Source organism: Pseudoalteromonas sp. AWH4_217 (assembly GCF_056161105.1).
Window position 1 is genome coordinate 184,007 of the sequence record NZ_JBSWYM010000013.1, and the last position, 25,322, is coordinate 209,328.

At 46.9% G+C, this 25,322-nt stretch carries 20 protein-coding genes and 1 pseudogene; 9 read left to right on the forward strand and 12 right to left on the reverse strand.

What is annotated here, in order from left to right; genetic code table 11:
• Positions 1–56: 56 nt before the first annotated feature.
• The 3 genes from ACXAH1_RS16845 to ACXAH1_RS16855 all read right to left on the reverse strand — a co-directional run bounded on the left by ACXAH1_RS16845 (position 57) and on the right by ACXAH1_RS16855 (position 3,370).
• On the reverse strand, positions 57–254 hold the full coding sequence (locus ACXAH1_RS16845) for a hypothetical protein (protein WP_253044522.1): 198 nt from the start codon (positions 252–254) through the stop codon (positions 57–59).
• Positions 255–1,133: 879 nt separating this feature from the next.
• Positions 1,134–2,198, reverse strand: coding sequence for a hypothetical protein (locus ACXAH1_RS16850; RefSeq protein WP_475198261.1), 1,065 nt, complete (start codon positions 2,196–2,198; stop codon positions 1,134–1,136).
• A gap of 206 nt (positions 2,199–2,404) precedes the next feature.
• Positions 2,405–3,370, reverse strand: coding sequence for a hypothetical protein (locus ACXAH1_RS16855; RefSeq protein ID WP_475198263.1), 966 nt, complete (start codon positions 3,368–3,370; stop codon positions 2,405–2,407).
• Positions 3,371–3,611: 241 nt separating this feature from the next.
• On the opposite strand from ACXAH1_RS16855, the gene ACXAH1_RS16860 reads away from it, so the two are divergent.
• From ACXAH1_RS16860 to ACXAH1_RS16875, 4 genes are all read left to right on the forward strand, one after another.
• Positions 3,612–4,448, forward strand: a complete 837-nt coding sequence (locus ACXAH1_RS16860; protein ID WP_475198264.1) for a pirin family protein — start codon at positions 3,612–3,614, stop codon at positions 4,446–4,448.
• A 38-nt stretch (positions 4,449–4,486) separates the two neighbouring features.
• A complete protein-coding gene (locus ACXAH1_RS16865; RefSeq protein ID WP_475198266.1) occupies positions 4,487–5,458 on the forward strand; it encodes a glutathione S-transferase family protein in 972 nt (323 codons plus the stop codon).
• Positions 5,459–5,658: 200 nt separating this feature from the next.
• Positions 5,659–5,835: a glycine zipper domain-containing protein gene (locus ACXAH1_RS16870; protein WP_475198267.1), complete on the forward strand. Its 177-nt coding sequence runs from the start codon at positions 5,659–5,661 to the stop codon at positions 5,833–5,835.
• A gap of 53 nt (positions 5,836–5,888) precedes the next feature.
• Positions 5,889–6,221, forward strand: a complete 333-nt coding sequence (locus ACXAH1_RS16875) for a hypothetical protein (RefSeq protein ID WP_475198269.1) — start codon at positions 5,889–5,891, stop codon at positions 6,219–6,221.
• A gap of 49 nt (positions 6,222–6,270) precedes the next feature.
• On the opposite strand, the gene ACXAH1_RS16880 is transcribed toward ACXAH1_RS16875, so the two are convergent.
• Positions 6,271–6,771 carry a TFIIB-type zinc ribbon-containing protein gene (locus ACXAH1_RS16880; RefSeq protein ID WP_138550930.1) on the reverse strand — a complete coding sequence of 167 codons (501 nt, stop codon included), beginning with the start codon at positions 6,769–6,771 and terminating at the stop codon, positions 6,271–6,273.
• Between the two features lie 96 nt (positions 6,772–6,867).
• Complete coding sequence (locus ACXAH1_RS16885; RefSeq protein WP_475198270.1) at positions 6,868–8,040, reverse strand: EAL domain-containing protein; 1,173 nt, start codon at positions 8,038–8,040, stop codon at positions 6,868–6,870.
• Positions 8,041–8,198: 158 nt separating this feature from the next.
• Between ACXAH1_RS16885 and ACXAH1_RS16890 the strand changes: the two genes are divergently transcribed.
• Positions 8,199–8,792, forward strand: a complete 594-nt coding sequence (locus ACXAH1_RS16890; protein ID WP_475198272.1) for a cytochrome b — start codon at positions 8,199–8,201, stop codon at positions 8,790–8,792.
• Between the two features lie 189 nt (positions 8,793–8,981).
• On the opposite strand, the gene ACXAH1_RS16895 is transcribed toward ACXAH1_RS16890, so the two are convergent.
• Positions 8,982–10,337: a trypsin-like serine protease gene (locus ACXAH1_RS16895; RefSeq protein WP_475198273.1), complete on the reverse strand. Its 1,356-nt coding sequence runs from the start codon at positions 10,335–10,337 to the stop codon at positions 8,982–8,984.
• 473 nt (positions 10,338–10,810) lie between these two features.
• Here ACXAH1_RS16895 and ACXAH1_RS16900 point away from each other — a divergent pair, with 473 nt between their 5' ends.
• Entirely contained in the window at positions 10,811–15,220 is a 4,410-nt protein-coding gene (locus ACXAH1_RS16900; protein WP_475198275.1) for a P-loop NTPase, read from the forward strand.
• 99 nt (positions 15,221–15,319) lie between these two features.
• On the opposite strand, the gene ACXAH1_RS16905 is transcribed toward ACXAH1_RS16900, so the two are convergent.
• The 6 genes from ACXAH1_RS16905 to ACXAH1_RS16930 form a co-directional block, all read right to left on the reverse strand.
• Positions 15,320–16,648 carry a sensor histidine kinase gene (locus ACXAH1_RS16905; RefSeq protein WP_475198276.1) on the reverse strand — a complete coding sequence of 443 codons (1,329 nt, stop codon included), beginning with the start codon at positions 16,646–16,648 and terminating at the stop codon, positions 15,320–15,322.
• On the reverse strand, positions 16,648–18,033 hold the full coding sequence (locus ACXAH1_RS16910) for a sigma-54-dependent transcriptional regulator (RefSeq protein WP_475198277.1): 1,386 nt from the start codon (positions 18,031–18,033) through the stop codon (positions 16,648–16,650). The genes ACXAH1_RS16905 and ACXAH1_RS16910 overlap by 1 nt, the downstream gene beginning before the upstream one ends.
• A 32-nt stretch (positions 18,034–18,065) precedes the next feature.
• Positions 18,066–20,492, reverse strand: coding sequence for an ABC transporter permease (locus ACXAH1_RS16915; protein ID WP_475198279.1), 2,427 nt, complete (start codon positions 20,490–20,492; stop codon positions 18,066–18,068).
• On the reverse strand, positions 20,489–21,226 hold the full coding sequence (locus ACXAH1_RS16920; RefSeq protein ID WP_475198280.1) for an ABC transporter ATP-binding protein: 738 nt from the start codon (positions 21,224–21,226) through the stop codon (positions 20,489–20,491). Before ACXAH1_RS16920 ends, ACXAH1_RS16915 begins: the two co-directional genes overlap by 4 nt.
• A 112-nt stretch (positions 21,227–21,338) precedes the next feature.
• A complete protein-coding gene (locus ACXAH1_RS16925) occupies positions 21,339–22,595 on the reverse strand; it encodes an efflux RND transporter periplasmic adaptor subunit (RefSeq protein WP_475198281.1) in 1,257 nt (418 codons plus the stop codon).
• Positions 22,596–22,845: 250 nt separating this feature from the next.
• A complete protein-coding gene (locus ACXAH1_RS16930; protein WP_475198283.1) occupies positions 22,846–23,361 on the reverse strand; it encodes a hypothetical protein in 516 nt (171 codons plus the stop codon).
• An 876-nt stretch (positions 23,362–24,237) separates the two neighbouring features.
• On the opposite strand from ACXAH1_RS16930, the gene ACXAH1_RS16935 reads away from it, so the two are divergent.
• The 3 genes and pseudogenes from ACXAH1_RS16935 to ACXAH1_RS16945 all read left to right on the forward strand — a co-directional run.
• Positions 24,238–24,573 carry a DUF6966 domain-containing protein gene (locus ACXAH1_RS16935; protein WP_475198284.1) on the forward strand — a complete coding sequence of 112 codons (336 nt, stop codon included), beginning with the start codon at positions 24,238–24,240 and terminating at the stop codon, positions 24,571–24,573.
• A gap of 370 nt (positions 24,574–24,943) precedes the next feature.
• On the forward strand, positions 24,944–25,159 hold the full coding sequence (locus ACXAH1_RS16940) for a hypothetical protein (protein WP_475198290.1): 216 nt from the start codon (positions 24,944–24,946) through the stop codon (positions 25,157–25,159).
• Positions 25,122–25,232: pseudogene (locus ACXAH1_RS16945) on the forward strand (transposase); the annotation flags it as partial. The gene ACXAH1_RS16940 and the pseudogene ACXAH1_RS16945, both read left to right, overlap by 38 nt.
• Positions 25,233–25,322: the final 90 nt, after the last annotated feature.

A 25,322-nucleotide genomic window follows, 5' to 3' on the forward strand; every position in this document is an offset into this window, starting at 1 on the left:
AACATGTCTGAATGTCTGGTCGCAATGCTAAGATATGTATAAATTCATAGCCTGACTTACGCGTCGAGCTCACTACCACTTAATGAACGTAATGAAGAAGCAGGGCACACATATACACCACTACAACCGTCTTTATAGCCAAAGTCATAGGCCAGTTTGAAGATATGATGGAGAAGCTGCACATCTATTGCGTCTGAATTCATGTTGTGAATGTTCAGATTGATGCCCAACTCAGTCAATGCGTCATTTTTCATCTTATCAGTCCATGTTAAAAAGTATTGCAAAGTGTTAAATGTTTTACGCAAGCGCATTATTATGTAATCTGCACTTTTTTTCTACACTTTTGTTTCTAAAAATTATAAATTTCATAAAACAAACAAATAAACCACTATTTTTATTAGGCTTATTTATTTTACAACTCTGCACACTTAATCAGTAAGCACCATATAATGCAGATAAAACCAAATCAAACAAACCATTAACAAATAAAACATGCGTTAAATTTTAGTCCTCAAACAAACCGCACTCTACCCCGCAGACAGCTAGCAGAACCTTCGCCTGATGCTGGCTAACTCAGCCCCTTCAGTCTGCTTCGTTGGGGATATTTATACCCCGTACATCGGGACAATAACATGACGGTTTGAGGAATTATATGTTTCAAAATGTACCACTGAGAAGGAAATCAGCTTGTCCCAGACAACAAGCTTGCGGTGAACATGACATTTACTGATATGATTATTTTATAGATTATAGTTTCATGTACCAGGTAATAAATACGACACAATTAAATGACTTTTTACTGTCACATTACAAAAAAAGTGCCTTTTATTTTCAGAACTGCAAAACTGGAATGACGCTAACCTCCAGGTACCTGCGGGGCGGTTTGAAGCCAAAATATTTAAATGCTTGTCTCAATATACGCGCCAGATTACTCAGATAAAAATACCCAAAAAGTGCACATAATTAATAAGAAAATGCTTATTTAAAAGCAATGATAGTGGGGTAATGTTGACGGGAACATATCGCAAATCACAATAATCTATCGTCAAGCAATGGCTCTGAGTTGGCGAGATTATGCCGCTATGTTCACTGATACATGCGGCAAAGCACTGATATAATCCAGATTTTTCAGCTTATGACTCTTGCTCAAGGTAAGCAATGACATGCTCCAGCGCCGCGGATACGGCTTTTTTGTCCTGCCAGTCCAGTGATGACCAGTCTACCCCACATGCCAGTTGCGTAACATCTTGCGTGAGCAGTCTTTGCAAAGCCGTATGAGATGAAAACGACGTGGTAACAAAGGGAGAGTTGCTTTTCGCAGGCTGCTTTTTGATCCCCTGTAATTGTTGTTCAATCAGCTCTGAAACCGCTCGTTTGTCCATGGCATTCAGGGTCGACTTATTTTGCGCTTCTTTATACTGGGATTCCAATGACAAAATCAGTCGCTTCATTTTGATAAAAGAGTAACTACAACCCCTTTCATACGCGGACATCACCACTGGGTAGCGAGATAAGACCTTGTAATTATCGTACGCGCCCATTGAGATACCAAGCTTAGGTACTATCTCTCTCACTGTGAGACGTGATAACCCGGATTGCAAACGTGCTTTGTTTAGCTGTTCGATTTCGGTTACCGCATTTGAAAATGCCTGTAGCTTGCCATACTGAGGTAAGTCTTCACGGCTGGCATTTTCCTGAAACTGCTTCACTTTAGTGAGCAACGGCTTACTGTCGTAGACCTTAAACTGGGCGGCAGCGCCATACCCTTTTGCATATACCAATGCAAAAAAGCGACGGTGGCCGGTTAGAATTTGGAAGCGGCCGTCCTCCAGAGGATACAAAGTAGGTGCCTGGATCATCTCAGACACGGAAATGTTGTCACCCAACTCAATGATAGAGTCTATGGTCTGGGAAGCACGCTTCCAGTCTTCGGAGCCGTGCTTAAGACAGTTAATAATGATGGATTTACCAATCAGAACATGGTTTTCGCCCTGATAAAGCTTAGTGAGTTGCGCCTTGCTTAATTTACGGGCCACAAACAGGCGCGCATCTTCATCATCAATACATATCGAAGGTAAAAAACGGCCATTAGTGGGATCCGGAACAATTGAGCTTAAAAAAATACTTTTATACTCAAAGGACTCATCATCAAGTTCTGCTTTATTGTTCAGATTGCTCAGCAGCATTTGCTCTAACATAATTATTACTCTATTGACTACCGACTCTGACAGCCAGCAAGACGCTCACTAAAAACTAAAAACATGGGCTTTGTCTGCCTACTTTCAGCCCGTAGTGTAACGGAAACAATCCGTTGCAACAATCCAGGCTACTCAGCCTGCCGAGCCGCCTAAATTAAATGCCACATTTTGGTATCGGTCAAGGCAGCTGACGATTATTTTGCCTTTTACAGAGCAGCTATCAGGTTGTTAATGGCCAGCTCCTGCGACACCTGGCCATCGATGTAGGGCTGTAAATACCGCGTTAGCTTAGCTAACTCGTCCTGGCGATTTTTATATAATCCTTTCCAGGAGACATAAGGTACAAAGGCATGGCCCTGTGCGGCGAGTGATTGCCGGGTTACCTCACCAACAATATAAAACAACATAGGGTGCCACAATGATTTAAAGGCTTCTAGCTTGCCCTGCTGTTCAGCCTGGCGTTTCAACGCCTGATATAAAGGAGAATCGGGGAAGCTGGTATGCGCCACCTCATGAAACACCATTTCAAGCGCAAACCAGTCTTTATAACCATCCTGAAATGTATTGATAAACGTAAAAAAGTTCCTGCCTGAGGTAAATGCGCCAGCGTGCGTAAAAGGCCGGGCAACCGTAGAAACCTGATGTTGCTCCACCACAATCACGTCTGTTCCTAAGATATCAATCAATCGCGAGCAAACACTGTCGCCATACTCATTGAGGAGTGCGATGCTGTGCTCAGTCCAGGCCTTGTTCTGTGCCTGATGTTGTGGCCATATCTCATCCCGATAGCTACTCATCACCGCGAAATAGCCGCGTGTCAGGTCGTTGACTGGTAAATCGGTGATAACATTATCGGGCTCCAAAAGGTGCTGAGTCAGCTCACTTAGTTCCGAATCACTGAACAAAGGGTGATATCTGGGTTGGCTTGTCAGTACACGATATTGCTCGATAGCGGCATGCCATTTTTGCTGATCTTGGTCATTGAGTCCGCGAGGAAGCATACTGGGATTGCGTGCCAGAAAACTCAGGTAGGCATGTAAGTTGTCCTCAGCTTTATTGTTAAACACCAGTGCTCGTTCATTACAGTGCCAGCTTGGTTCCGACGCCTGCGCAGATAATGGGGTGTGTAAAACAACACTTACCATAGCGGCAAGTAATCCGATTTTATTCATTGTGCTTTCCTTATTATGCCTGTCGCTGTTAGTCGCGATTCAGCGTACCTTATTATTATACGCTGCCAGTATCCAATCGGTAAACTGAGCGGTCCATGAACGATACAAATTCTATTTAATAGAACAAAACCTTCAATATTTGCAAATTTCATTCTCATGATGTCGTTGCTAAAGTGACTTTATCAGGCAAACACAGCGCATTGGACTAACTTTAACTGATGGCGCAGGCAACGAGGTTTTTATGCAAATTATTCGTATCAACAAAGCGCAGGCTACGCAGGATGGTGCAGGCGTAAACATCACCCGGATTGCGGGCTTTGATGGTAAAAGTTTGGATCCCTTTTTGATGATCGATGAACTGAAATCAGACAACAGCAGTGACTATATGGCTGGCTTCCCACCACATCCACATCGCGGTATTGAAACCTTTACCTACATTCGTAAGGGCGGCTTTGAACATCAGGATCAGATGGGCAACAAGAAAGCCATTCGCGCCGGAGATGTACAGTGGATGAGTACCGGACGCGGCGTGATCCATTCGGAAATGCCACTGAGCGATGCCGAGCAGGGCATGCACGGTTTTCAGATCTGGCTCAATATGCCCGCCAAAGACAAAATGCGCGCTCCCCGTTATCAGGATACGACAGAGCACAGGGCCCCCGTCATAGTCACCCACTCTGGCGCTGAGCTCAAGGCACTGGCTGGAGAGTGGCACGTTGAAGGGCAAACAGCCCGTTCACCGATAAATGACTTAGCAGGTAATGGCGCCATTGCAGATGTGGTTTTACCCCCTCAGCAACAGGTCACGCTTGATATGTCGGGTTTTGGCAAAGTGCTGCTCTACATTCATACAGGCAGTCTGGCCGATACACGCCTGAGCGCCACTTATCAGCTGGAGCTTGACCCATCTCACCCTGTAGTGCTGCACAGTGGCGAGCAAGGAGCTGGCATGCTGGTGCTGGCAGGCCAGCCAATCGGGGAGAAAATTGCCCATATGGGGCCGTTTGTCATGAATACACAGGAAGAGCTACATCAGGCCGTGCGTGACTATCATGCCGGTAAATTCGGTAGCATTTAACGCATAGTCAGAATTAACCAAATTGAGAGGACAAGACAATGGGACGATTGATTGAAGGTAAATGGCATGATGTCTGGTACGATACTAAAAGTAACCAGGGTAAGTTTCAACGCGAAGATGCCCAGTTGCGCAATTGGGTAACCGCCGATGGCAGCGCAGGACCGAGCGGAGACAGCGGCTTCAAAGCCGAGTCTGGCCGCTATCATTTATATGTGTCGCTGGCATGTCCCTGGGCACATCGAACCCTGATCTTCAGAAAGCTAAAGCAACTTGAAGCCCATATTGACGTCTCTGTAGTGAGCCCGGACATGCTGGAACACGGCTGGACCTTTGACAAGGAGACGCTCAGCAGTGGTGACACGCTATTTGAGCACAGCTACATGCACCAGCTGTATACCCGCAATAAAACAGATTACTCTGGCCGTGTGACAGTGCCTGTCCTTTGGGACAAACACACCAACCGGATTGTTAGTAATGAGTCGAGCGAGATCATTCGCATGTTCAATTCGGCCTTCAATGAACTGACGGGCAACACCGATGATTACTATCCTGAAGCGTTGCGTCAGGACATTGATGAAATCAACGAGTTTGTATATCACAAAATCAACAACGGAGTATATAAAGCGGGGTTTGCGACAGAACAGGCAGCCTACGAAGAAGCCGTAACAGCCTTGTTTGAAGCTCTTGAACAACTGGAACAACGACTGAGCAAGCAGCGTTATCTGGTGGGCGATACACTCACCGAAGCAGACTGGCGCTTGTTTACCACACTGATCCGCTTCGACAGCGTGTACCATGGCCACTTTAAATGTAACCTGAAACAGATCGAAGACTATCCGAATCTGGCAGGGTATATCCGTGAGCTATATCAGTGGTCGAACGTGGCCGAGACGGTGGATTTTTATCATATTAAGCGTCACTACTATTTCAGCCACACTATGATCAACCCAACCCAGGTTGTCCCTGTCGGCCCGGACATAGACTACACACAGCCGCACAATCGCGGATAACAGCTTTCAAGCCACTGTAAACCCCATTTACAGTGGCGTTTAAATACCACAACGACAGATCCCGCCACACACATTCCGGTCCATATATCACTCTTCTTAATTTAAGGTTTGACTATGCACTTTCGATAAAATTGCTGGAATAGGAAATCAATTGGTGTAAAATTAGCCATAGTCTAACGTGAGTTTTAAGGAGCGAAATCATGAAGGCAGATAAAGAAACCCGTAAAAAAGCCGCCAGTAAAATAGGTATCAGCATGGTAACGGGCGTAGCAATTGGTACAGCCATTGGTGTTTCATCGGAAAATATTGCCAATGGTGTGACACTGGGTATCGCAATCGGCGTTGCAGTAGGGATGCTACTGGATATCAACAGTTAGACAGCAGCGGAGTCAACTCAATCCACATGCTCGCTTATTTAAGATCAGCCGCAGTGCAGGGTTTGCATTTTTTGCTTGCGCAATGTTCGTTTTCTCGTTGCTGGGCCTGTCTTGTGGTCGTGTCTGCACTGAATTACTTTGGCTACTCTGTGGAGCAATTTTTCAGCCTGGCATCGCTAAACCTGTTAGTGGGACTCACCTGCTTAATCCTGATGAATGACTATAAACTGGGTTTGCCCATGTTTGGTGGCCCGCCTCACTACAAGTATCCTGACAAGCCTGAATTCAAGCAACGACGACATACATGGTATGCCATTTCTACCTGTGTATTTTGGTGCTGTATCGGCATCCAGTCTGCGGTGCTACTGTTCCATTTTATAGCATAAGTTGTTTAGACACTCAGACTTCACAACTCCGTTATTTTCCGCTTACAGCTCAATCACTTATCATTTCCGCGGCGATTGCAAACGCTTTTTCCAGGTTGCTGCGGCCATCTTGCCCGGACAATTTATAGTGACTGGGACTATCAATATGAAAAGTCTGGTGCTCCTCCAGCATTTTGATCCTTAACATCTCGCGCTCTTTTGCACTCAGGTGATTCTCGTGTAACTTGTCCAGCTCACCAGTATCAAGCCAGATACCGCCACAGCCCGGACATTCGTCAATTTCAACGACACGTAATGGACTGAAATAACGGCGCATCATTACGATATCAGGACATTTAGGGCAGTTGACTCGGTTACTTTCATCAGCGAGTGGAGCTGAAAACTGGCGTAAGTGCTTAGCCAGCACCTCTGCACGCAAGTCAGCTGGATTGGTGAAATTAGCCAATACCTGGTTGTCAAAAAAGACGCCGCCACTGTGTTCAGATATAAACACCTCAATACCACCCACTTTAACCTTTTTCAGTGGGTGTAAAGTTCTGGGACACTGCATACTCGAACTCCAATCTTCTAGTAATCGCTGTACTCATTACCGAGCCACGGAGCAAAAGAGTATACTTTTTGTGTTCAGATTTGCAAAATTCAAACACTAAGTGCCAAACTCCTTTGGTCTGTCAAAAAAGTAGCCTTGCGCATAATCCACCCCCAGCTCACGAGCAATATCCAGTTGCTGTTGGGTTTCAATGCCTTCGGCCAGTACCTTACCGCCATACAAGTGTACCGTATCAACAACCTGTTTGATCTCCTCAATAATCTCAGCACCATAATCGAGCCGACTGATAATGGTAATACAGAGCTTTGCAACGTCGGGCTTCACGGCATTGATCAGGGCCAGCTCGAAAAAACCACAGCCAACATCATCTAACCAAAAGGTGTAACCCAGCTGCCGCAGTTCAGCCATTTTCTGTTTGATGGGAGCCCAGTCCTCGACGGGCAGATGTTCTGTTAATTCGATGCAGATCAGGTGAGCATATGGATAGCAACAAAGTGTATCCGATACCTCTGCATCAAATAGTAATCCCGGAGATAGATTAACAGTGAGCCTTTTCGAGTGACCCTCCTCGGGTGCACAATCACAATGCTGCTGATGCGCAGAAAAATGCGTCATAAGCGCCAGCTTTTCCATATCAAATTGCCGCCCCTGTGCCATCGCGGCACCAAATAGTTTATCCGCGCGATGTAATTGTGACTCTTTCGGGCCCCGGATCAGGGCTTCATAGCCAAATATGCCCTCGCTTTGCACTAACTGAATTGACTGCCAATACGGGAGCAGGTTTTTGTTGGCAAAAACCCTCAGCAGCGCTTCTTTGCTATCCGGGTAGAGCTCGTTTAGTGCGCAGGCTGCCTCTGCACGAATAACCTGCTCTTCCTGTGGTTGCTCCGTCACAACAGCTGAACTAATCTGAATCTCCGCCTCATGGACAAGCTGATTATCCAATTCTTTCAATAGGTGCTGTGCAACGCACTGACTGCACGCACGCTCAGCCTGCGCCGGTGTATCAAACTGCGCGGATTCGAACCACAACTCGCCCAGTTCAAAAATATCTTGCTTCAGCCCTGTTGATTCGTTTTGCGACAGTAAAGCAACCAGAGCATGCCACACTTTCTGCGCAGTGGACTGACCGATACGGTCGATGATATCGGGCCACCCCGACAAAGAAACTAAGGTTAAAGTACGCAAGCGCCCTCCAGGTAATTGCTGCTGGTGTCCGCTTGCAGTATAGCAGGGGAAATCGTAACCAGCCGGAGCGGCCAATACCATTCCCTCTTACCATCTCTATAGAAACCATAAATATTTCAAATAACTAAAAGAGTGTTCTCAAAAACAGAATGCTTTATCCGGATCTTTGAGGCATCCACCCTAACGTTAAACTGTTACCATTTTCGGCAGTACAAAAATCACTTTGGAGTAACATTATCATGGGCATGAAAAATACCGCGCGTGACTATGGCACAATAGCCAAATGGCTGCACTGGGGCACAGCGCTGTTATTTCTGGCGGCCTATGTGAGCGTCTATTATCGTCAATGGTTTACCGACGCCCAAACAGCACAAAACTGGACCGCACTGCAACTGCACTTGTCTTTTGGTATTTCGATAGCGGTGATCGTCACACTCAGAGTTATCTGGCGATGGTTTAATACCACACCAGCAGCCGAGCCGGGAACCCCTATAGAGCACCTGGCAGCTCACTTTGGCCATTACGCCTTATATGCCGTGATGATCATTGCGCCACTCACGGGGTATATCGGCACAGGCGTGGACACCGAGTTTTTCTTTCTGTTCGACATTCCTAAGTTTGAAAGTACCGCGGTATTTACTGTGCTCATCGAGCACGGCATGGGACTGTCATTTGCCGAATTTGAGCAACCCATAGATTTTATTCACAAGGAAATTCTGGGTGCCTGGTTGATTTGGATGCTGATCTTAGGCCATGCCGCTGCAGCGCTTTACCATCACTTTGTAAAACGTGATCGAACTTTGCTCAAAATGACACACGGTGGCGAGCGCTAGGCTTGCTTTAAGGCAACACTCTGGATGAATGTACGAACTACCAACAGAGGGAAAAAGCCTGTCAAAAGCTGGCAGCTGAGCCCCCTGTAATGACAGTGATGTACCTGCTTTAGGAAATAGGTGTTGGCTGGTTAACAGCCCATATTTAAAATCAATAAAAGCAGCCTAAGCTGCTTTTATTATTACGGGTTAGCGTGTACAACCGGAATCAACGCCAATTTGCTTCCAGACGCCCCAGGTACCCGACTCACTTGGCACATCACCACGCGTCCACCAGCGTGCTTCATACTTAAAGCCCTGATACGTCACCTGATCTGGCTTATCATACACTTTGCTTGCATCCCAGTTGCCCGGACACCCCGTGTCACCACCTGATGTAACTGTCGCAGTGGCGTTAGCACTGTAGTTCACCTGACTTTCTTCCAGTGTGAAGTTCAGCACCACACCCGCAGTTCCGTTGCGGCTTGCACCAAATTCAACACCAACCTGACAACTCTGGTTTGCCGTCAAGGTGCTCGCGCTACACGTATTGACCGGATTAACCAGACCAGATGTCACGCCGTTGCTTGTCAGGTTGACTGACTTAAAGCTAAAAGGCGTATTGCCTGAATTGGTGATAGTGAAGGTATGCGCTTTGGTTTCGCCGACTTTAAACCCTGTGAGGGTATCGTTTGCCTTGAACGACACAGACACCGGCTCAGCACCGCCTTTCACACTGTCGATCCAGCTACGCAGCGCCGCCACATCTGAGTACACGCCATATTTTTCCGGGCGGGCACAGCCAACACCCCAGCTGACAATCCCCAGCTGAACGACCTGACCACCGGAATTCGCAACAATAGGGCCACCACTGTCACCGCTACACGAATCTTTCTGACCCTGAGGGTAACCTGCACAGAACGCCACACTGCCAACATTCTGATAGGCACCGCCGGACTGACGACATACCTGATCAGAAACAAGTGGTACGTCTACTTCATACAGATTGGTAGGACGGCTCCCCCCCTCGCTCAGGCGACCAAGGCCCGCTACTGAGATTAAATCACCAACCCGTACATATTGCTCAACATTCCCCTGAGCTAATGCAACCGAGCTGCCCTGAGTAGGTGTGCGTACCAGTTTAAGTAACGCAATATCATAGTTCAGGGTGCTGCTGTTATACTGGGGATGTACGTACTTATCAGCCACAGCAATGCGGTCACCATCATTGCCACCAAGTAAAAACCCCGCGACCTTAACATTCAAAAAGCGCGCAGATTTATTGTTAACACAATGTGCAGCCGTCAATACGTAACCATCACCCACATAACTGCCGCCACAAAACGCGGTGGTCCCGTTAGAATTAAGGATCTGGGTGTAGAATGGCCAGTCTGCGGTGTTAGCTGGATTACCACCGACAATTTCAGGCTCATAATATTCAGCGCTTATGCTATCAAGTGAGTGTTCACCAACACCGGCCGGCTGAGCGATAGCTGCGGCACTCAGGCCCAGCCCCAGCGAAACAGACAGCGCTGTCATTGAAAGTGTATTTTTAACCTTTAACATGTGTATACCTTGTTTTTCCTTTATTGGGAACCGATAAATATAAACAAAAACTTTACATTCGTAAACAAAAAAACGAAGTGACTCATTTTTCTGTCAATGCTCCGCGTCTGTAGATCAGGTCTGATAGCTTAAGGAGGACCTCGCAGGTTTTGCGGCTCATTAATTGGATAACGAGGTGCCCTTTACCCTATGAAAGTAAAGCTAAGATCAGTAAAGCTTAGCTCCCCCGGCTCAGCAGGGAGTAAAGTGATAGAAATCCCGGCTCTTCTTTGATCTGTATTAAGTCAACCTCAAGCTATGACATGAATTCACTGTTGCTCAACACAAAACTGACCACTTTTCATTAAATTAGTGTTACATTTCTATATATAAATGCGCCAAAAGCGAAAGGAGTGGATGTGTTATCCCTCTGGGGGCATCCGGTTATAAGCAGTAAGCAAGCAACTGCAACAATAAATTGAATGGTAAAGCAGATGGAAATTGAAGATAACTATAAAGCGCTGCATGCATTGATCCAAGAGCAATGCGCAGCAAAAGAATTTCACCTTAAGAAGAAGCTTTCAGGTAAATCCGGTGATTCGGTTTACCTGTGCGACATAATAATCGATAACCCATCCTACTCCGGTTTCGCAGTTATAAAATACAGCACCAACCACCCTCAATATTCAAAAGATGAATTCGCGGCCCATCAACTTGCAGCAAAAACACTCCCTGAATTTGCTGAGCAACATATTCCAAAGTTGATCAAAAAAGTTGACGGTGACAATCAGTCGGCTTTCATTATGACGATTGCAGGTAACGGGCTGTCACTCACTGAAGAACTGGCCAGCCTGACGCATGATATTCAAACTCAGATTATGTGCCATATCTCTGAACTACTGCTAGAAAAATGGCACACAGGAAGTATCGCTGCAGAATGCTCCGCACAAACAGTGCTGTCAAACTGGCTCGACTACCGCCTTGGAGAGCAAAGCACACTCCCAAAACTCCTTGATGACTTGCTGGATATCTCGGCTCAGGAAGCGTCTTTTTACTTTGCGGGCAAATCTTTTACCAACCCCTTTTTCCATGCAAAGACCCCGGGGTTGCCGCTAGGTGATATCAAATTAAGGCCACTTGAAGGATATATGCATGGTGACTTACACGGTCATAACTGCTTATATGGAGGACAGGACAGAGGTAAGCAAAGTGCTTTCTTAATTGATTTTGAGCAATTTAAAGAAGGTGTCCCGTTATTCTTTGACCATGCCTATCTTGAATTTTCTTTGCTGCTCAATAATCATACTGAATTATCCATACAAGAGTGGACCAATGTTATTGATCTGCTGACTGATATCGAAGAGAAAAAAATCTCAGATACCATTGATATAGATGGTGAGATATATAACAGGGTTCGGCAAATTCAGCGCTACCGTAAAAGTATCAGAGGTTGGGTCACCAAACACTACAGCGCCAGGTTCGAGGATGTGTATACACAAATCTTACTGGCCAGAGTGGCCGCGGGCCTCAATTTTGCCAATAAGGTCCGCCTGGCAGATGACGACGAGCAATCCAATAAAATGAAGGTGTTCGCGTTCCTTTATGCCGCAACCAACCTGAATCACCTGTACAAAACCAAGAAAGTAGCGATTGATGAACCGCAAGTAATTGCCCAACCTGTATTTGCAACGCCCATTGAGAACAATGAGGTTATAGAGCCCCTGTGGAAAGAATGTGATTACTTTCACCGCCATAAAGCCAAATACCTGCTGATCGCCGGATCAAAGCTCAATAACCTGAGCGCCGAACATGCGGAGTTGCTTACCGCACTGCCTTGGAATCTGGTATTAGATTTTGACACTGAACGTAATGGTTTACTTGGTAAATCTGAGCAGTACATAAAAAACAATAAACCCTGGAAGCGGTACTTTCCGGAACAAATTGATAATACACTTGAAACTGACATCCTGGTCTGGCTGAGTATCAATGGCCATGAGTTGGACGTTAGCTCTATGTATAACGGGTTTAAAGCCTGGCGCCGGACGGTCCCCAATAAACTGCGAGTTTTGAGTGAAGAGCTCGCCAAACATACTTCAGTATTGCCGGTAAACCTGGTAGTCATTGCTGATAAAACGGAGTCAAACAAGACGGATAAGATCATCGAAGCACTCGATGAATATTTGGGGGATAAGCTCAAAGTGGTTGTTCTTTGCGACGACGACGACGAACAGCAAGCCTACGAGGAACTTGGCAGCAATCTTGAGTTAGACGAATTTCAGTGTATCCAGTGTCCCCCTCAGGATTTTGTTAAAAGTATTTCGCAGTACTACACCTTACCCTCTCAAAGTGACAAGGTGCTTATCCCAAGCCTAAGTTCTCACAACAATGAGTTTTCTAAAGTCGAAGTACCAAAAGAGCTTTATGCACTCAGTTCGAAATGCTTGACCATATTACACTCGGGCCTGGTCCAAGACAAAACTGGTATTGGGCAATTTCGTAAAGGACATAAAATTTCCTGGGCCGAATTAGAACAGGACCTGGCAATTGAAATGCCTCAGGATAGCAAAATCATCAAACAGGCTAGTGGGGCTCTCAAGAAAAACAGTTACGAGAAATTTACCATCTACCACCCACCAGGGTCGGGCGGCAGCACAGCAATCAGAAAAGCAGCCTGGCGCCTGAAAGATGACTGGCCAGCTGTAGAAGTAATTAAAAACAGTGTCAACATCCATGAATATATTGAGAAAATATATAATTTAACCAATCTGCCAGTGCTTGTTGTTGTCGATGGCTCAGTACTAAATTCAACCGAAAAGGAAAAGCTGGTTAATGAGTTGAAAGTTCGCGGCGTGATTCACTTATTGCTGGAGTCGGAACGCGGATCCATTACTCCCACGAAGAAACACAAAGCCGCACTTGCGGTGCCCTGTCCTTTAGAGCTGAAAGATGCCAGGTTATTTTGTAATTATTACACTGCAATTTCAGACCCATCAAGACATGTATCATTGGAAAATCTCACCAATGACGAAAATATGGCAGCTTATCGACAGCCTTTCTTCTACGGCTTTTATGCGTTCGAAGATGAGTATGGAAACATAGAAAGCTTTATTGAAAATTCAACAAAAGACCTCCCGGATGACAAGAAGCGATTACTGTTATGGGTAGCTTTGATCTCTCGTTACACACAAGAAAGCCTGCCTAAGAGCTTTCTTAATGTGATGCAGGGTAAAGAAGCAAGCAGCGCATTTCGGATCAAAAATGTATTTGGCTCAAGCGCTGAACCACTCTTTAAGGAAAAAAATAACTCTGTCAGCATTATTCACCCCATAATTGCGCAACAACTGCTCTTTAAATTGCTGGGCAAGCATGAACCCATAGCCTACCCGGAGAGACTGCGCGACGCATGTATTGCCTTGATAGACAGTCTCAGCACTAATAAGCTTTGTAACGAAGACAAAACGGGCCAGATCCTCCAGGGGTTATTCATATTCCGTCAGTCCGGAGGTAACCAGGACAGTGGCAACAAAGCCAAGTTTTCGGAGCTTTTACAAGAGATAAAAAGCCCTAACAAGCAACACAACGTGCTTAAGCATTTATGTGAAAAGTTCTCCGATGAGCCTCACTACCACAGCCATTTTGGCAGGCATATAAACTATGATAACAGCCGAGATAGCAGTGAAGCTATCCGCTATTTTGAGCGAGCCATAGAGCTGGATGCAGAAAGTGAAGTGCACTATCACGGCCTGGCCATGGTATACAGCAACTTAGTTATTGCCACTCTTGACGACATTTCGAGAAACCCGGAATCGCAACAAGGGCATCGTATTCGGGCTATCGAAGTCATTGAGCGGATTGAGAAGAATTATGAACAATCTAAAAGCTTCTTTAAAAAAGCGTATGAATTTACCTGGAAATCTGAGCACGCACTGGTTTCTTATACCAAATTAATTGAAAGAACAGTGGATGCAATATACAGACAGAGTAAACCTGCTGATACCGCGCATGGCGAATATAAATATTGCGACTTCTTTAAACAAAATAACCAGGCTGCCAAGTGGTGCCGAGAAGCATTGGAAGAGCTGGAGTGGGCAATTTCAGAGCTAAAACAACTCCAGGCCGAAGGTGAAATGTCACACCATGCGGAGGAAAGAATTTCAAGAGTTCCCAAATATTATGATGACAAAGCAAGTCTGATTGAGGGGCTATCAAGCCTGATTGCTTCACATGCGGATATCGACCATTCAAACACACGCAGACTGCTGGCCAGTACGTACTTCAAGATCCATGAAGAATCAGGCCTGACAACTCAGAAACTCAGCAAAGTGGTAGAATTAATGGAAAACAATATTGCTGGTAACAATGGGGATGACCGGGATATTAAGTATTGGTTTAGAGCATATCGCATGCTGCCTAACTTTTCATATCCGGAAGCCATAGATAAAATTGAGGCCTGGGAGCAACTTAAAAGTTCTCTGCAGGCATCATACTACCTCTATATTCTGCACTACTTTTTCTATCAACAGGGGGTAGGACCCAGCCAACAGAAGGCAAAAGATTACATTGAAAAGTGTAATAGAAACCTCTCCATATCAACGACAAGTAAAAAGTCATTTGAATGGGAGTCGTCAGACAACAAAAGAGTACTTCCGCTTGTAAACTCAAATGAGCTTGGCAAATGGGACGGCTTTTTTGAGCATACAAAAAAACTCAGACGAGTCACAGGTATGATTCTTTCCGTTGAAAGCCATGTTAAAGGAACTATCCGCATTAATGGGTTCGAAGCATTTTTCGTACCTAAGAGCGAATTCACAACGGATGATGTCAACACGGAAGTCAGTTTCTATCTGGGTTTCAGTTTTGAAGGACTCAGGGCCTGGAAAGTAGAAAAGCAAAAACGTTCATAACACGTTTTACGTAATATAGGCGTGGCTCCTGACATAGAGGTTCATGTGTCGGGAGCACGCTGCGTACTGCGTTTAGCAAAAACAACGGTTAGATATAAGCTAGCTGTAATAAGGAAAAAACAACCTGACCCGGGCGCCCGGACCATCCGGGTTATTATCCAGTTTAATACTGCCTCCGTGAGAAAACATGATCTGCCGACACAGAGCCAGCCCTATACCACTGCCTTGTGCTTTCGTTGTGTAAAACGGCACAAACACATTTTCCGGATTTGAGATCCCAGTCCCGTTGTCGACCATAGTCAGGACCAGCTGACTCATTTGAGTGGAGGAGGAAAAGGTGATTTCGGGATGCTGATCCGACGGTACCGCTTCCAGCGCATTCTTGGTCAGGTTAAGTAAGATTTGTTCGAACTGTTGTTTATCGGCCATCACAGTAGCAGACTCATCGACCGCAAACCGCCAATGGATCTCAGGATAAAGCGCTTCCAGTGTCTGGGTGACAAAACCCAACTTAAGTGGGGTCTTATTGGGCTGGGGTAAGTGCGTCAGGCGAGTGTAGCCTTCGAGGAAAGTGCTGAGTGAGCCTGCCCGCTCGCTGATGATCCCCACCCCCTGACGCAGGCTTTGTGCAGACGGCAAATTATCTTGCTGAGCCAGGCGTTTGTTGAGCTGCTGGGCGATAGTACTGATCGGGGTCAGCGAGTTGTTTACCTCGTGACTCAACACCCGCAGTAACCCCTGCCAGGCAGTGCGTTCTTTTTCCATCAGCAAGCGCTCGGCATTACTGATGATTAAGAACTGATGGGTTTTGCCATCGCTGATAAATCGCTCTCGCAGCACCAGATATTCTCCACTGAGCCGGCCATCATCCAGTGTCACTATTTTGCCCTCACAGGCCATCAGCTGCTGGCCCAGTGTACTACTGGTGAGTTTCAGCGGATGCTCTGCACTGGGCTTATGCGTTAAGAGTACCGCCTGAGCAGGCTGGTTGGCCATAATCACGCGCTCGTGCTCATCCAGCACCAACACCATGGCATCCATTTGATCGATAAATTTATCCAAGAGCAGGCGGGACTCCACCGCCATCGCTTTATGATGACTCAGGCTCTCTGCCAGCAGATTCACCTGGCTCAGCAACTCAGACATTGCCCTGTCACCACTAACCCGACCTCGTAACGAATAGTCGCCAACGGTCATCGCCTCTATCAGATTTGTCAGGGTTCTGAGTTGATGCGCCAGTAAGACTTTACTCGCCACGACCAGATAGCAAAACAGCAAGCCAAATACAGTGGCAATAAACACCACTAAGTAACTATTCCAGCCCGCCATATGCAAACCCGTAATCATCAGCAGATAACACGGCAGACACACCGCAATGATCAGGCGTTGCAGGCGGGTCAGTCCAAACCTGGGTTCTTCAGGCACCATTACTCTGCCATCCCAAATTTTGCCAGTCGACGGTAATATCCACTGCGACTCAGCCCAAGTGAACGGGCCGTTTCACTGGCATTACCTTTATGATGGCGCAGTCGCTGACGCAGCACAGCTTGTTCGATTTCGTCCAGCGTCAGGTTTGGGTTATCAATATTTTGCACCTGCTCTTCACCTGTCGCAACAATTGCCAGATCTTCGGGCATGATCAAGGCAGAATTGCAGACAAACAAGGCTCTTTCCAGCACATGACGCAGCTCCCGAATATTGCCGGGCCAGTCATAATTGTGCAGTGCGACAGCCGCTTCCTCACTCAGTGTTGGCTCAGGTTTATTGTATTTAGCCGCAAACTGCGCCAAAAAGTAGTCGCTCAGCGGTGCGATATCTTCCGCTCTTTCTCTGAGAGATGGCACTCTGAGTTCAACGGTATTGAGCCGGTAGTACAGATCCTGACGAAACGTCCCCGCCTGAATATGCGCAGGTAAATCGCCATTGGTGGCTGAGATCAGGCGCACATCAGCAACCTGAGACTGGCTGCTGCCAACGGCCTCAAACTTACGCTCCTCCAGCACACTCAGTAGTTTGGCCTGCTGTGACAGCGGTATATTGGCTATCTCATCGAGAAATAAAGTGCCATGACGGGCCATTTCGAAACGCCCTGCCCGCGCAGCCTTAGCATCGGTGAACGCCCCTTTGACATGGCCAAACATCTCACTTTCAAACAGGCTTTCAACAATCGCGCCCATATTTGCCGTAACAAAAGCCTGCTCAGCACGCGCGGAGCATCGATGCACATAGGCTGCCAGCATGCTTTTTCCGGTACCGTTGTCGCCTGTGAGCAAGATATTCATGTCGCTTTGCGCCAGCTGCTCAAGCTGTGTCAGAAGCTGTTGCATCGCCTGAGAGTGCGCCACGATTTCATTGCGAGCTTGCGGATGAGCCGCCTGCTGCAACAGCCGGTTTTGTTGTTTGAGGCGCTCATTCAGCCCTTGCGACTGCGCCAGTGTGATGTGTGTTTCCAGTGTATGTAGCAAACGCTCATTGTCCCAGGGCTTTTGCACAAAATCCTGAGCACCACTGCGCATCGCATCCACCGCAAGTTCTATGGTCGCCCAGCCGGTCATCATGACAATCGGCAGCCGACTATCCAGCTCTCTGAGCTCAGAGATCAAGGCCAGTCCCTCCTGGCCTGAAGTCGTATCCTTACCAAAATTCATGTCCAGCAAAGCGCAGTCAAACGACTGCACTTTGACTTTCTCTAATGCGGCCTGAGCGGTGGTGACACAGCTCACCTCGTACCCTTCGTCCTGCAACAAAAAAGATAAGCCCGCAATGACGTTCATATCATCATCGGCCACCAAAATATGCCGTTTTATGCTCATGCCGTATTTATACTTCCTTCATTTTAAAGCCGCTATTCATAACGCAGCGCTGAACTCGGTTCAAGTTTTATCGCCCTGCTGATAGGCATATAAACTGCCAGCAGCACCACCAAAGTCAATGCAATGCTCACTAAACAAGCCATCACAAAATAGGCACTGACCGGGAACAAGCCTTCAGTGAAACTTTGAAATCCCATCGCAATCAAGCTAAACAGAAGCAACGCCATCCCCAGGCCAATCACCAATTGCGTCGCTCCCTGGCGCATAAACAGCGCAATAATAGTGCGATCACGAGCCCCCACGGCCCGGCGAATACCGATTTCGTGTGTCCGCTGTGCCACTGCATTGGCAGTCAGGCCATAGATACCAATCACCGCCAGTGCCAGTGCAAAAGCGCCCGTTGCGAAGGTCAGGTGAGAAATAAACCTCATCGACTCACGCATCTTGTCACGATTTTTAATCGCTGGCATCACGGTTTGTGTCACGTCCAGGTTAGGCGCCGTGTTATACATGGCACGGTAGAAAATTTCCTCCGCGTTTGCAGTGCCAGGCAAGATACGATAGGAAAGCTTTTGAAGCGTTTGCACAAACTGGCTACCACTGAGATATATTTCATCGGCTGAATCCAGCCTGCCGAACAGAGATTTCGGATTCATCAGGTTCGACACCACACCGACAACGTACACCTGTTCACGGTTCCCTTCGATCTCCATCACAAAATGTTGCTCCAGTGCCGATTCTCCTGGCCAGTATCTTTGGGCCATTGAGTCACTGATGATCACGACTTTACGTTTGTCCACCGTATCGGCTCGGTTAAACAGACGCCCTTCAAGCAAGCGAACCCCAGTGGTCTGGAAATCACCAATCATCGAGATCGTATCTATCTCTATGCCTGTTTGCTCTTGGTCAAATTCCTGATCCGCAAAGTGCACCTTTTTTGGTCCCAACCACTGCACAACCGATACATGAGTGACCGCACTGTGACTTTGCACTTCGTCCATTAAAGCATAGGTCAGATTCAGACGTTGCTGTGCGCTTGGGTAGGTGCGCTCTGGCGTACTATAGCGGGTACTCATCACATTCTGATAGTCATCACCCAAATCAATATTAACAAACTTGTTGGCGATCAACGCCGATACAGAGCCGACCAGCATTAGCAGTGCCACCAGAAACACTTGTGTGGTTACTAAAATTCGCGATAAACGGCCTGCTTTTCGGCTTTGCGCACCCCGAGTTCCGTCTCTGAGTGTGGCATTAATGTCTTGCCGGGTGCTGCGCCAGGCCGGCAAAAAAACAGCCATAAACAAAGTGCCGAGCATATAAACCAGTGCCATCATCAGGGTTGCACCATCCAGGCCATAACGCCACCAGAATAGTCCGGCGCCGGGTAACCAGGAGCGCAGCCCCACGTTGACATAATCCAGTAAGGCACCGACCAGACAAACGCTTAAGAAAGTGCCCAGCACAGTGATCAAAATACCTTCCCACATCAGCTGGCTGATCAAGCGCCCGGAACTGGCACCCAAAGCATTTCGGATAGCGGTTTCTTTTTGTTTTTCCAGTATCCTGGCCAACAGCAGATTGCCGACATTAATACAGGCCAAAAGCAATACCACCCAGGAGATCGCGCTCAGAAATAAAAACACCGTTGCGCCTTCGCCTCCGGTCTGAGCCATTTGAAAAGTCAGAATACGCGCCTGCTTTTGTACTGCTTCCATGCCATAGCTTTGCTGATTTTGCAGCTGTAAAGAGCGTAGCACCTGAGTGATTTCACGCTCGGCGTGCACAACCTCTACGTCCTCTTTTAGTCGGATATAGACATTGAATTGCTCACTAATCGGAGCCTGTGCATCAAAGATGCTATCCTGCAAAGGTAACCAGATACGGGCAATATGCGGAAAACGGTAGCCTTGTGGCATGATTCCGACAATTTCCGTTTGTACGCCGTTTAGCTCAATTGCCCGGCCAAGCAACTGAGGATCGCGATTAAACTCATCTGCCCACATTTCTTCACTGATCACAGCCACAGCCGGGGCACCAGGCTGACTATCCTGGGCAGTAAAGGTTCGCCCGACCAGTGGTTTAGTTCGGCTGAACTCAAACATACCAGCCTGAACAGCAGCACCGAAAAAGTTTCGCCCGGCCTCCCCTTTACTCATTCGCACATCCTGATCGCGGTAAATCCCCAATTCAGAGAACACCGACACGCCCTGTTTCACAGCCATAAATTCATTGGCAGTGAGCATATCGAACTCACCATCATTATACACGGCAAGGCGCTGCGCGCTTTCGCCTTCTGGCAAAGGCAGGGGCTTGTAGATAGTGGTATACAAGAATGAGAACGTGAACAATGCTATCGACAAACCACCCAATAATACCCCGAGCGTCATAACGGTAAATTTCGGCGACTTATAAAGCTGTCGCAACGCGTATTTTAGATCCAGCATCATGGCCATCATAATGCCTCCAGATCGGCGGCGACCTGAGTTGTCGGGCGTGGCGCTTGTGTATTGCGGGTGTCACCGACCAGGCGACCATCGAACATTTCAAGGCTACGACCGGCACGCTGCGCCGATGCAGGGTCGTGCGTAACCATACAAATGGTGGCACCTTCACTGTGTAACTTGTCAAACAGCGTTAGTACCGCCGTTGCATTCTTTGAATCCAGGTTCCCCGTCGGCTCATCAGCGAGAATTATGGCAGGATCATTCACCAGGGCTCTGGCAACGGCAACACGCTGCTGCTGACCGCCCGAAAGCTGTGACGGGAAATGTGCAGTACGATGACCCATCTCGACTTTCTGTAACACTTCCTGTGCTTTTGCCTGCATCACTTTGCGGCTGATACCAGATTGGTAGCTCAGTGGCAGCATCACGTTCTCTTCTACCGTCAGATCTGAGATTAGATTAAATGACTGAAAGACAAAGCCAATTTGCATACTGCGAATGGCTGCGCGCTGATCGCGAGAGAGCGCAGACACATCTTGGTCGCCCAGCATATAGCGCCCCTGAGTGGGTGAATCGAGTAAACCCAGTAAGGAGAGCAGAGTTGACTTGCCGCACCCGGACTGGCCAGTCAGTGAAATATACTCACCCTTGTTGATACTCAGATTAATGCCATGCAGTGCCTGGGTTTCAATTTCGTCGGTGTAAAAGCTTTTTGTTATATTTTCTAATGTTATGAGTGCGCTCATGGATGACTCCGTTTCAGAGCCAACAGGGTGCAACAAACACCAGCTGTTGACAAGGTTAAGGCGTAATACCTGTTGTTATTGATAACGACTTTGAGTATGTGATATCGCGTGTCTAATTCAGTTTGATTTCGGCATGATCCTGCCAGTCACTGCTGTCGGAAATAATGATTTCATCGCCGGCTTTGAGCCCCGAGACAATCTGTACCTGATTGACTGAGACCTTGCCCAACGCCACCACCGTTTTATGCGCAAAGCGACCAGCCTGATCGAGCTTATAGAGTTGTATCTGGCTGGATTTTGGCGCATAAGTTGGACGCCGGACGTACAAAGCATTGCTGAGATGACTCACCTGGATCTGTGCATCGACAGTCAGCTCAGGGCGCGCATCCGCCGGCAAATCACGCGGCAAAGCAACATCAACCTGGACCATACCATCCACCACGGCCGGATCGATGCGTGTTACCGTACCGGCTATTTCATTGTTGCGGGTATCCAGCATGACAGACTGGCCAGCCTCTATGTCCTGAACTCTGACTTCGGGCACTTGCAGCTCGGCATACAAATTCTGTTGCGAAGCTATCAGCGCGATACTGCCGCCCAGACTGACTTGCTCGCCCAACTCCAGCGAAATTTGCTGCACGACACCGGCTTTGTCGGCGTGCACCAGCAGTGCATCAACCTGCTCCTGCATCCGTCTGAGGTTGTTCTCCAGCAGACCAAACCGAGCAGTTTGTGCCGCCTTAGTTGCTTCAATTTCAGCACGCATTTTGTGCGCCTTTTGCTTTGCTGCCTGCCACTTTTGCTGTTCGCGCTTTACCGCCAGCTGACTTTTCTGATAATCAAGCTGCGACACAGTGGCATTCCCTTGCTCTATCAGCAGCGTTTCGGCATCCAGTTTTAGCTTTTCAGCCTGATAGCCCAGATCGGCTGATACCACCTGATTGTCGAGCCCCACCAGTTGCGATTCCAGCGCCACTATTTTTGCATTGTTTTCGGCTTTCGCCGCAGCCAGTTCCCAGCGGGCCTGGTCAAGCTCCCGCTGTAACTGCGGGTTAGACAATTTAAGCAGCAGCTGCCCCACCTGTACCTCGGCACCGGCTTTAACCAGTACCTGCTCTACCCGACCCGACACCTGCGCCGCCACCCAACGGATCTCGGCAGGCTTTAGTACACCAGTGGCCCGAATATTGACCTGAAAGTCGCCCTGCTCCACCCTGGCCGTCACCACAGTTTCCCGGTCAACAAAATACGACGCATCGCCACTAAACTGTCGTATTCCGTAATAACCCAACGCCAGCGCCAACACCGGCAGCAAATAACCCAGCTTTTTCCAGCGTGCAGGCTGTTTAAGATCTCTTTGTATGTCCATTTTGCCTCTGTGCTTCGAAATGTGTTTGCTACAGAGATTACAAGCTACGTGCCAGAATAAAACACCATTTAAGGTGTTGTTTTATAATAGCTTTTAATTTTCATCACTCAGAACAAACAAAGAGGTGTGTCGATTTTGAGACAGGTGAAACTATGAGGTGTGCCAGAAGTGAGACAGGTGTTAAATTGAAAAGGAGTAAGAAGGCGAAACGAAGCATGCCTTCGTTTCTATTGTGCTGGTGCAAACATAACTAGTTATATAAACTTGCAAACCTGCAGCTTTTGCCTTCACATATCTCTTTCATTGCTTTTTTGCAGTGCGGTGCCACGTCTTTGGGATAGTCAATTTCCGCATTTTTCATCGCGAGCACACTAAGCACCCCGACTTGACTCTCATAAGTGGCAGGCAAGTCCACACCGATCTGGCTACCACCCAAGTGTTTGTGCGCCCAGTCGGGCACCCCTATGATCATGTCCCCTGTCAATTCCAGGTCCTGCTCTAAAAAATCACGATTGTTTGGGAATAATGAAGGCCTGCTATTTACTGTGTAATCCACGGAAATCCGAAATGCATAACCTGCATCTACAAAGTAAGTCTCGGATGCATCAAAAGGATGCTTATATAAATTCAGGGTCGACTGATGTTGCGACACGGAATAGGGAGTAAAACAATTTTCCAGCTTAATATTCTCACCAAAAAAGTAGCTGCATCCGCTTAGTAATGACGCAGCAACACACAAAGTGGTCATTTTATTTTTTATTATCATAGAATTACCTCGTTTACCAAATCCATTTTACACCACCAAGAAATGGCTCTTTGAAAACCGGTTGGACACTCACAGCGTTCCTGAATTAAAACCAGGTGAAGGATACATTCTTCTTTCACCCAAAACACTAAGTTGAATGTTCAAGAAACATAAAAGCCTGCCTCACAATTGGCCTTTCGTAAGTATAAGACACAGCAACTTAGCATCGAAGCAATTTATTTTCAATGACTTACATTTCTGTAAATGACAGATAGTGCTGGTTAATCTGAGTAGAGTAGAGAGCCTGATGAGTAATGCCTATAGTCTGCCAGGACATTACAATTGTGGTTATTACCACCCACATCTGCCTCGAATCTTGTTTAGCAACGGGTGCACTTTCGTTTGGCTACCCCACTCTTAAGTGGCTGCTTCGGTAAACTTGAAAAGCAGGCACTGGAACAGGTGCCTCTACTGTTAAATCCCGGGGTTGAATGAGATCACGTACCTTGGGGTGGCTGTCCTTGGACATCTGCCATAGAAACCCGATACCAAGAGCGCAAGCGCTGTTCACCTATACAGGTATAAGTAAATATGGCCGATTTGTCTGTCAAATTTCGTTTTCTCCGTGCTTGAAGGTCTCGTTTAAGTCAGTTATCATTTTTAATTTAAGAGAGTCAATAAGTTAGTAGTTTTACATAACAAGACCCCCAAGTCTCGCTATCACTATCAACGAGGCTCGGTTTTAACAGAGCCGTTTTGGCTTGAGTAGCTAGTACAATAGTGGTAGGTTATTGTTCTTATTATAAATAAAATAATTTAGCTATGATCTGTACGGTTTTAGGAAATGGTTTAACCGACATTCACGCTAATAAGCCGTTAGCCTTCAGGGGGAAGAATGTGGACTCCAAAGATATAGTTCTTTCAGATTTGAAGTTGGCGATTGAACAATTATGTCTGCATTTAAAGACAGATGAGAGTTGTATCTGGACTAACCATTTTGAAAAGCAACTGAAGCATGTAGATGATCTAATTGAATATGGTTATGTCGAAGAAAACTTATATGAAATTTCGAGCTCTATAAGGGCAGTCTACGGCGGTATGGGTAGTTTCAATGACTACTACAACCCTCACCAGTCGAAAGAAAGAAACGAATTAATTAAGCTGTACGCTTCAAGTAGTGACCTGTCTTCAAAGGTCTATGACCTTGCAGTCAAACTAAAACAGAGTGAATAAAAAGGTTAACAAGGCGCTGAAGCAAGGACGCGTATAAATGCGCGCCGCTTAGCTTGACGTTGGTATGACTCCCACTGTCAAGTTAAACACACTGATCCTTGCCTAACTTTAAGCCATAATTTCTTAACTCGAATTAGAGAGAGTTAATGCATAGGATGAAGCAAGTAATTTCGTCGGTTTTCTTGCTGGTATTCGTTGGTTACTCATTTTCATGAGCAGAGCAGACCTTACTTAACTCGACGTGGCACCTGTTTTCAGTCTATGTTCGTGGTTCAATGCTGCGTTAGCTGCATTGCCATCCTAACGCCGTGGTAGTGTTCAATTTTCTGTGTCATTTCGATAAGTTAAGATACAAAAAGAGAAATGACCCATGACTACACAAAAATTTGATTTAGACTCTGTATTGAAAGCGCTCCAGGACGGCAAAAACCTCACTGGTAAAGATGGAGCTCTCACCCTGGAACAACGCAGACACCCATTCAAAAACTTGTCTGCTATGCCTCCGCCATCTAAGCTTTTAACCTGCTCCAAGGATAAGGATGAAGCAAATGCCAATGGCACGGAAAAGCCAGATCAGTTTAGTTGACACAAAATATTACCATTGCATCTCGCGCTGTGTCAGGCGAGCCTTTCTATGCGGTAAGGATGAAAACAACAACGCAGACACCCATTCAAAAACTTGTCTGCTATGCCTCCGCCATCTAAGCTTTTAACCTGCTCCAAGGACAAGGACGAAGCAAATGCCAATG

Coding starts and splice junctions, on each gene's coding strand:
- ACXAH1_RS16920 (WP_475198280.1), bottom strand. CDS start 21,226: ATGAGCGCACTCATAACATTAGAAAATATAACAAAAAGCTTTTACACC.
- ACXAH1_RS16895 (WP_475198273.1), bottom strand. CDS start 10,337: ATGTTAAAGGTTAAAAATACACTTTCAATGACAGCGCTGTCTGTTTCG.
- ACXAH1_RS16855 (WP_475198263.1), bottom strand. CDS start 3,370: ATGAATAAAATCGGATTACTTGCCGCTATGGTAAGTGTTGTTTTACAC.
- ACXAH1_RS16910 (WP_475198277.1), bottom strand. CDS start 18,033: ATGAGCATAAAACGGCATATTTTGGTGGCCGATGATGATATGAACGTC.
- ACXAH1_RS16940 (WP_475198290.1), top strand. CDS start 24,944: ATGACTACACAAAAATTTGATTTAGACTCTGTATTGAAAGCGCTCCAG.
- ACXAH1_RS16925 (WP_475198281.1), bottom strand. CDS start 22,595: ATGGACATACAAAGAGATCTTAAACAGCCTGCACGCTGGAAAAAGCTG.
- ACXAH1_RS16865 (WP_475198266.1), top strand. CDS start 4,487: ATGGGACGATTGATTGAAGGTAAATGGCATGATGTCTGGTACGATACT.
- ACXAH1_RS16885 (WP_475198270.1), bottom strand. CDS start 8,040: ATGGTATTGGCCGCTCCGGCTGGTTACGATTTCCCCTGCTATACTGCA.
- ACXAH1_RS16845 (WP_253044522.1), bottom strand. CDS start 254: ATGAAAAATGACGCATTGACTGAGTTGGGCATCAATCTGAACATTCAC.
- ACXAH1_RS16880 (WP_138550930.1), bottom strand. CDS start 6,771: ATGCAGTGTCCCAGAACTTTACACCCACTGAAAAAGGTTAAAGTGGGT.
- ACXAH1_RS16915 (WP_475198279.1), bottom strand. CDS start 20,492: ATGATGGCCATGATGCTGGATCTAAAATACGCGTTGCGACAGCTTTAT.
- ACXAH1_RS16850 (WP_475198261.1), bottom strand. CDS start 2,198: ATGTTAGAGCAAATGCTGCTGAGCAATCTGAACAATAAAGCAGAACTT.
- ACXAH1_RS16870 (WP_475198267.1), top strand. CDS start 5,659: ATGAAGGCAGATAAAGAAACCCGTAAAAAAGCCGCCAGTAAAATAGGT.
- ACXAH1_RS16930 (WP_475198283.1), bottom strand. CDS start 23,361: ATGATAATAAAAAATAAAATGACCACTTTGTGTGTTGCTGCGTCATTA.
- ACXAH1_RS16890 (WP_475198272.1), top strand. CDS start 8,199: ATGGGCATGAAAAATACCGCGCGTGACTATGGCACAATAGCCAAATGG.
- ACXAH1_RS16900 (WP_475198275.1), top strand. CDS start 10,811: ATGGAAATTGAAGATAACTATAAAGCGCTGCATGCATTGATCCAAGAG.
- ACXAH1_RS16905 (WP_475198276.1), bottom strand. CDS start 16,648: ATGGTGCCTGAAGAACCCAGGTTTGGACTGACCCGCCTGCAACGCCTG.
- ACXAH1_RS16860 (WP_475198264.1), top strand. CDS start 3,612: ATGCAAATTATTCGTATCAACAAAGCGCAGGCTACGCAGGATGGTGCA.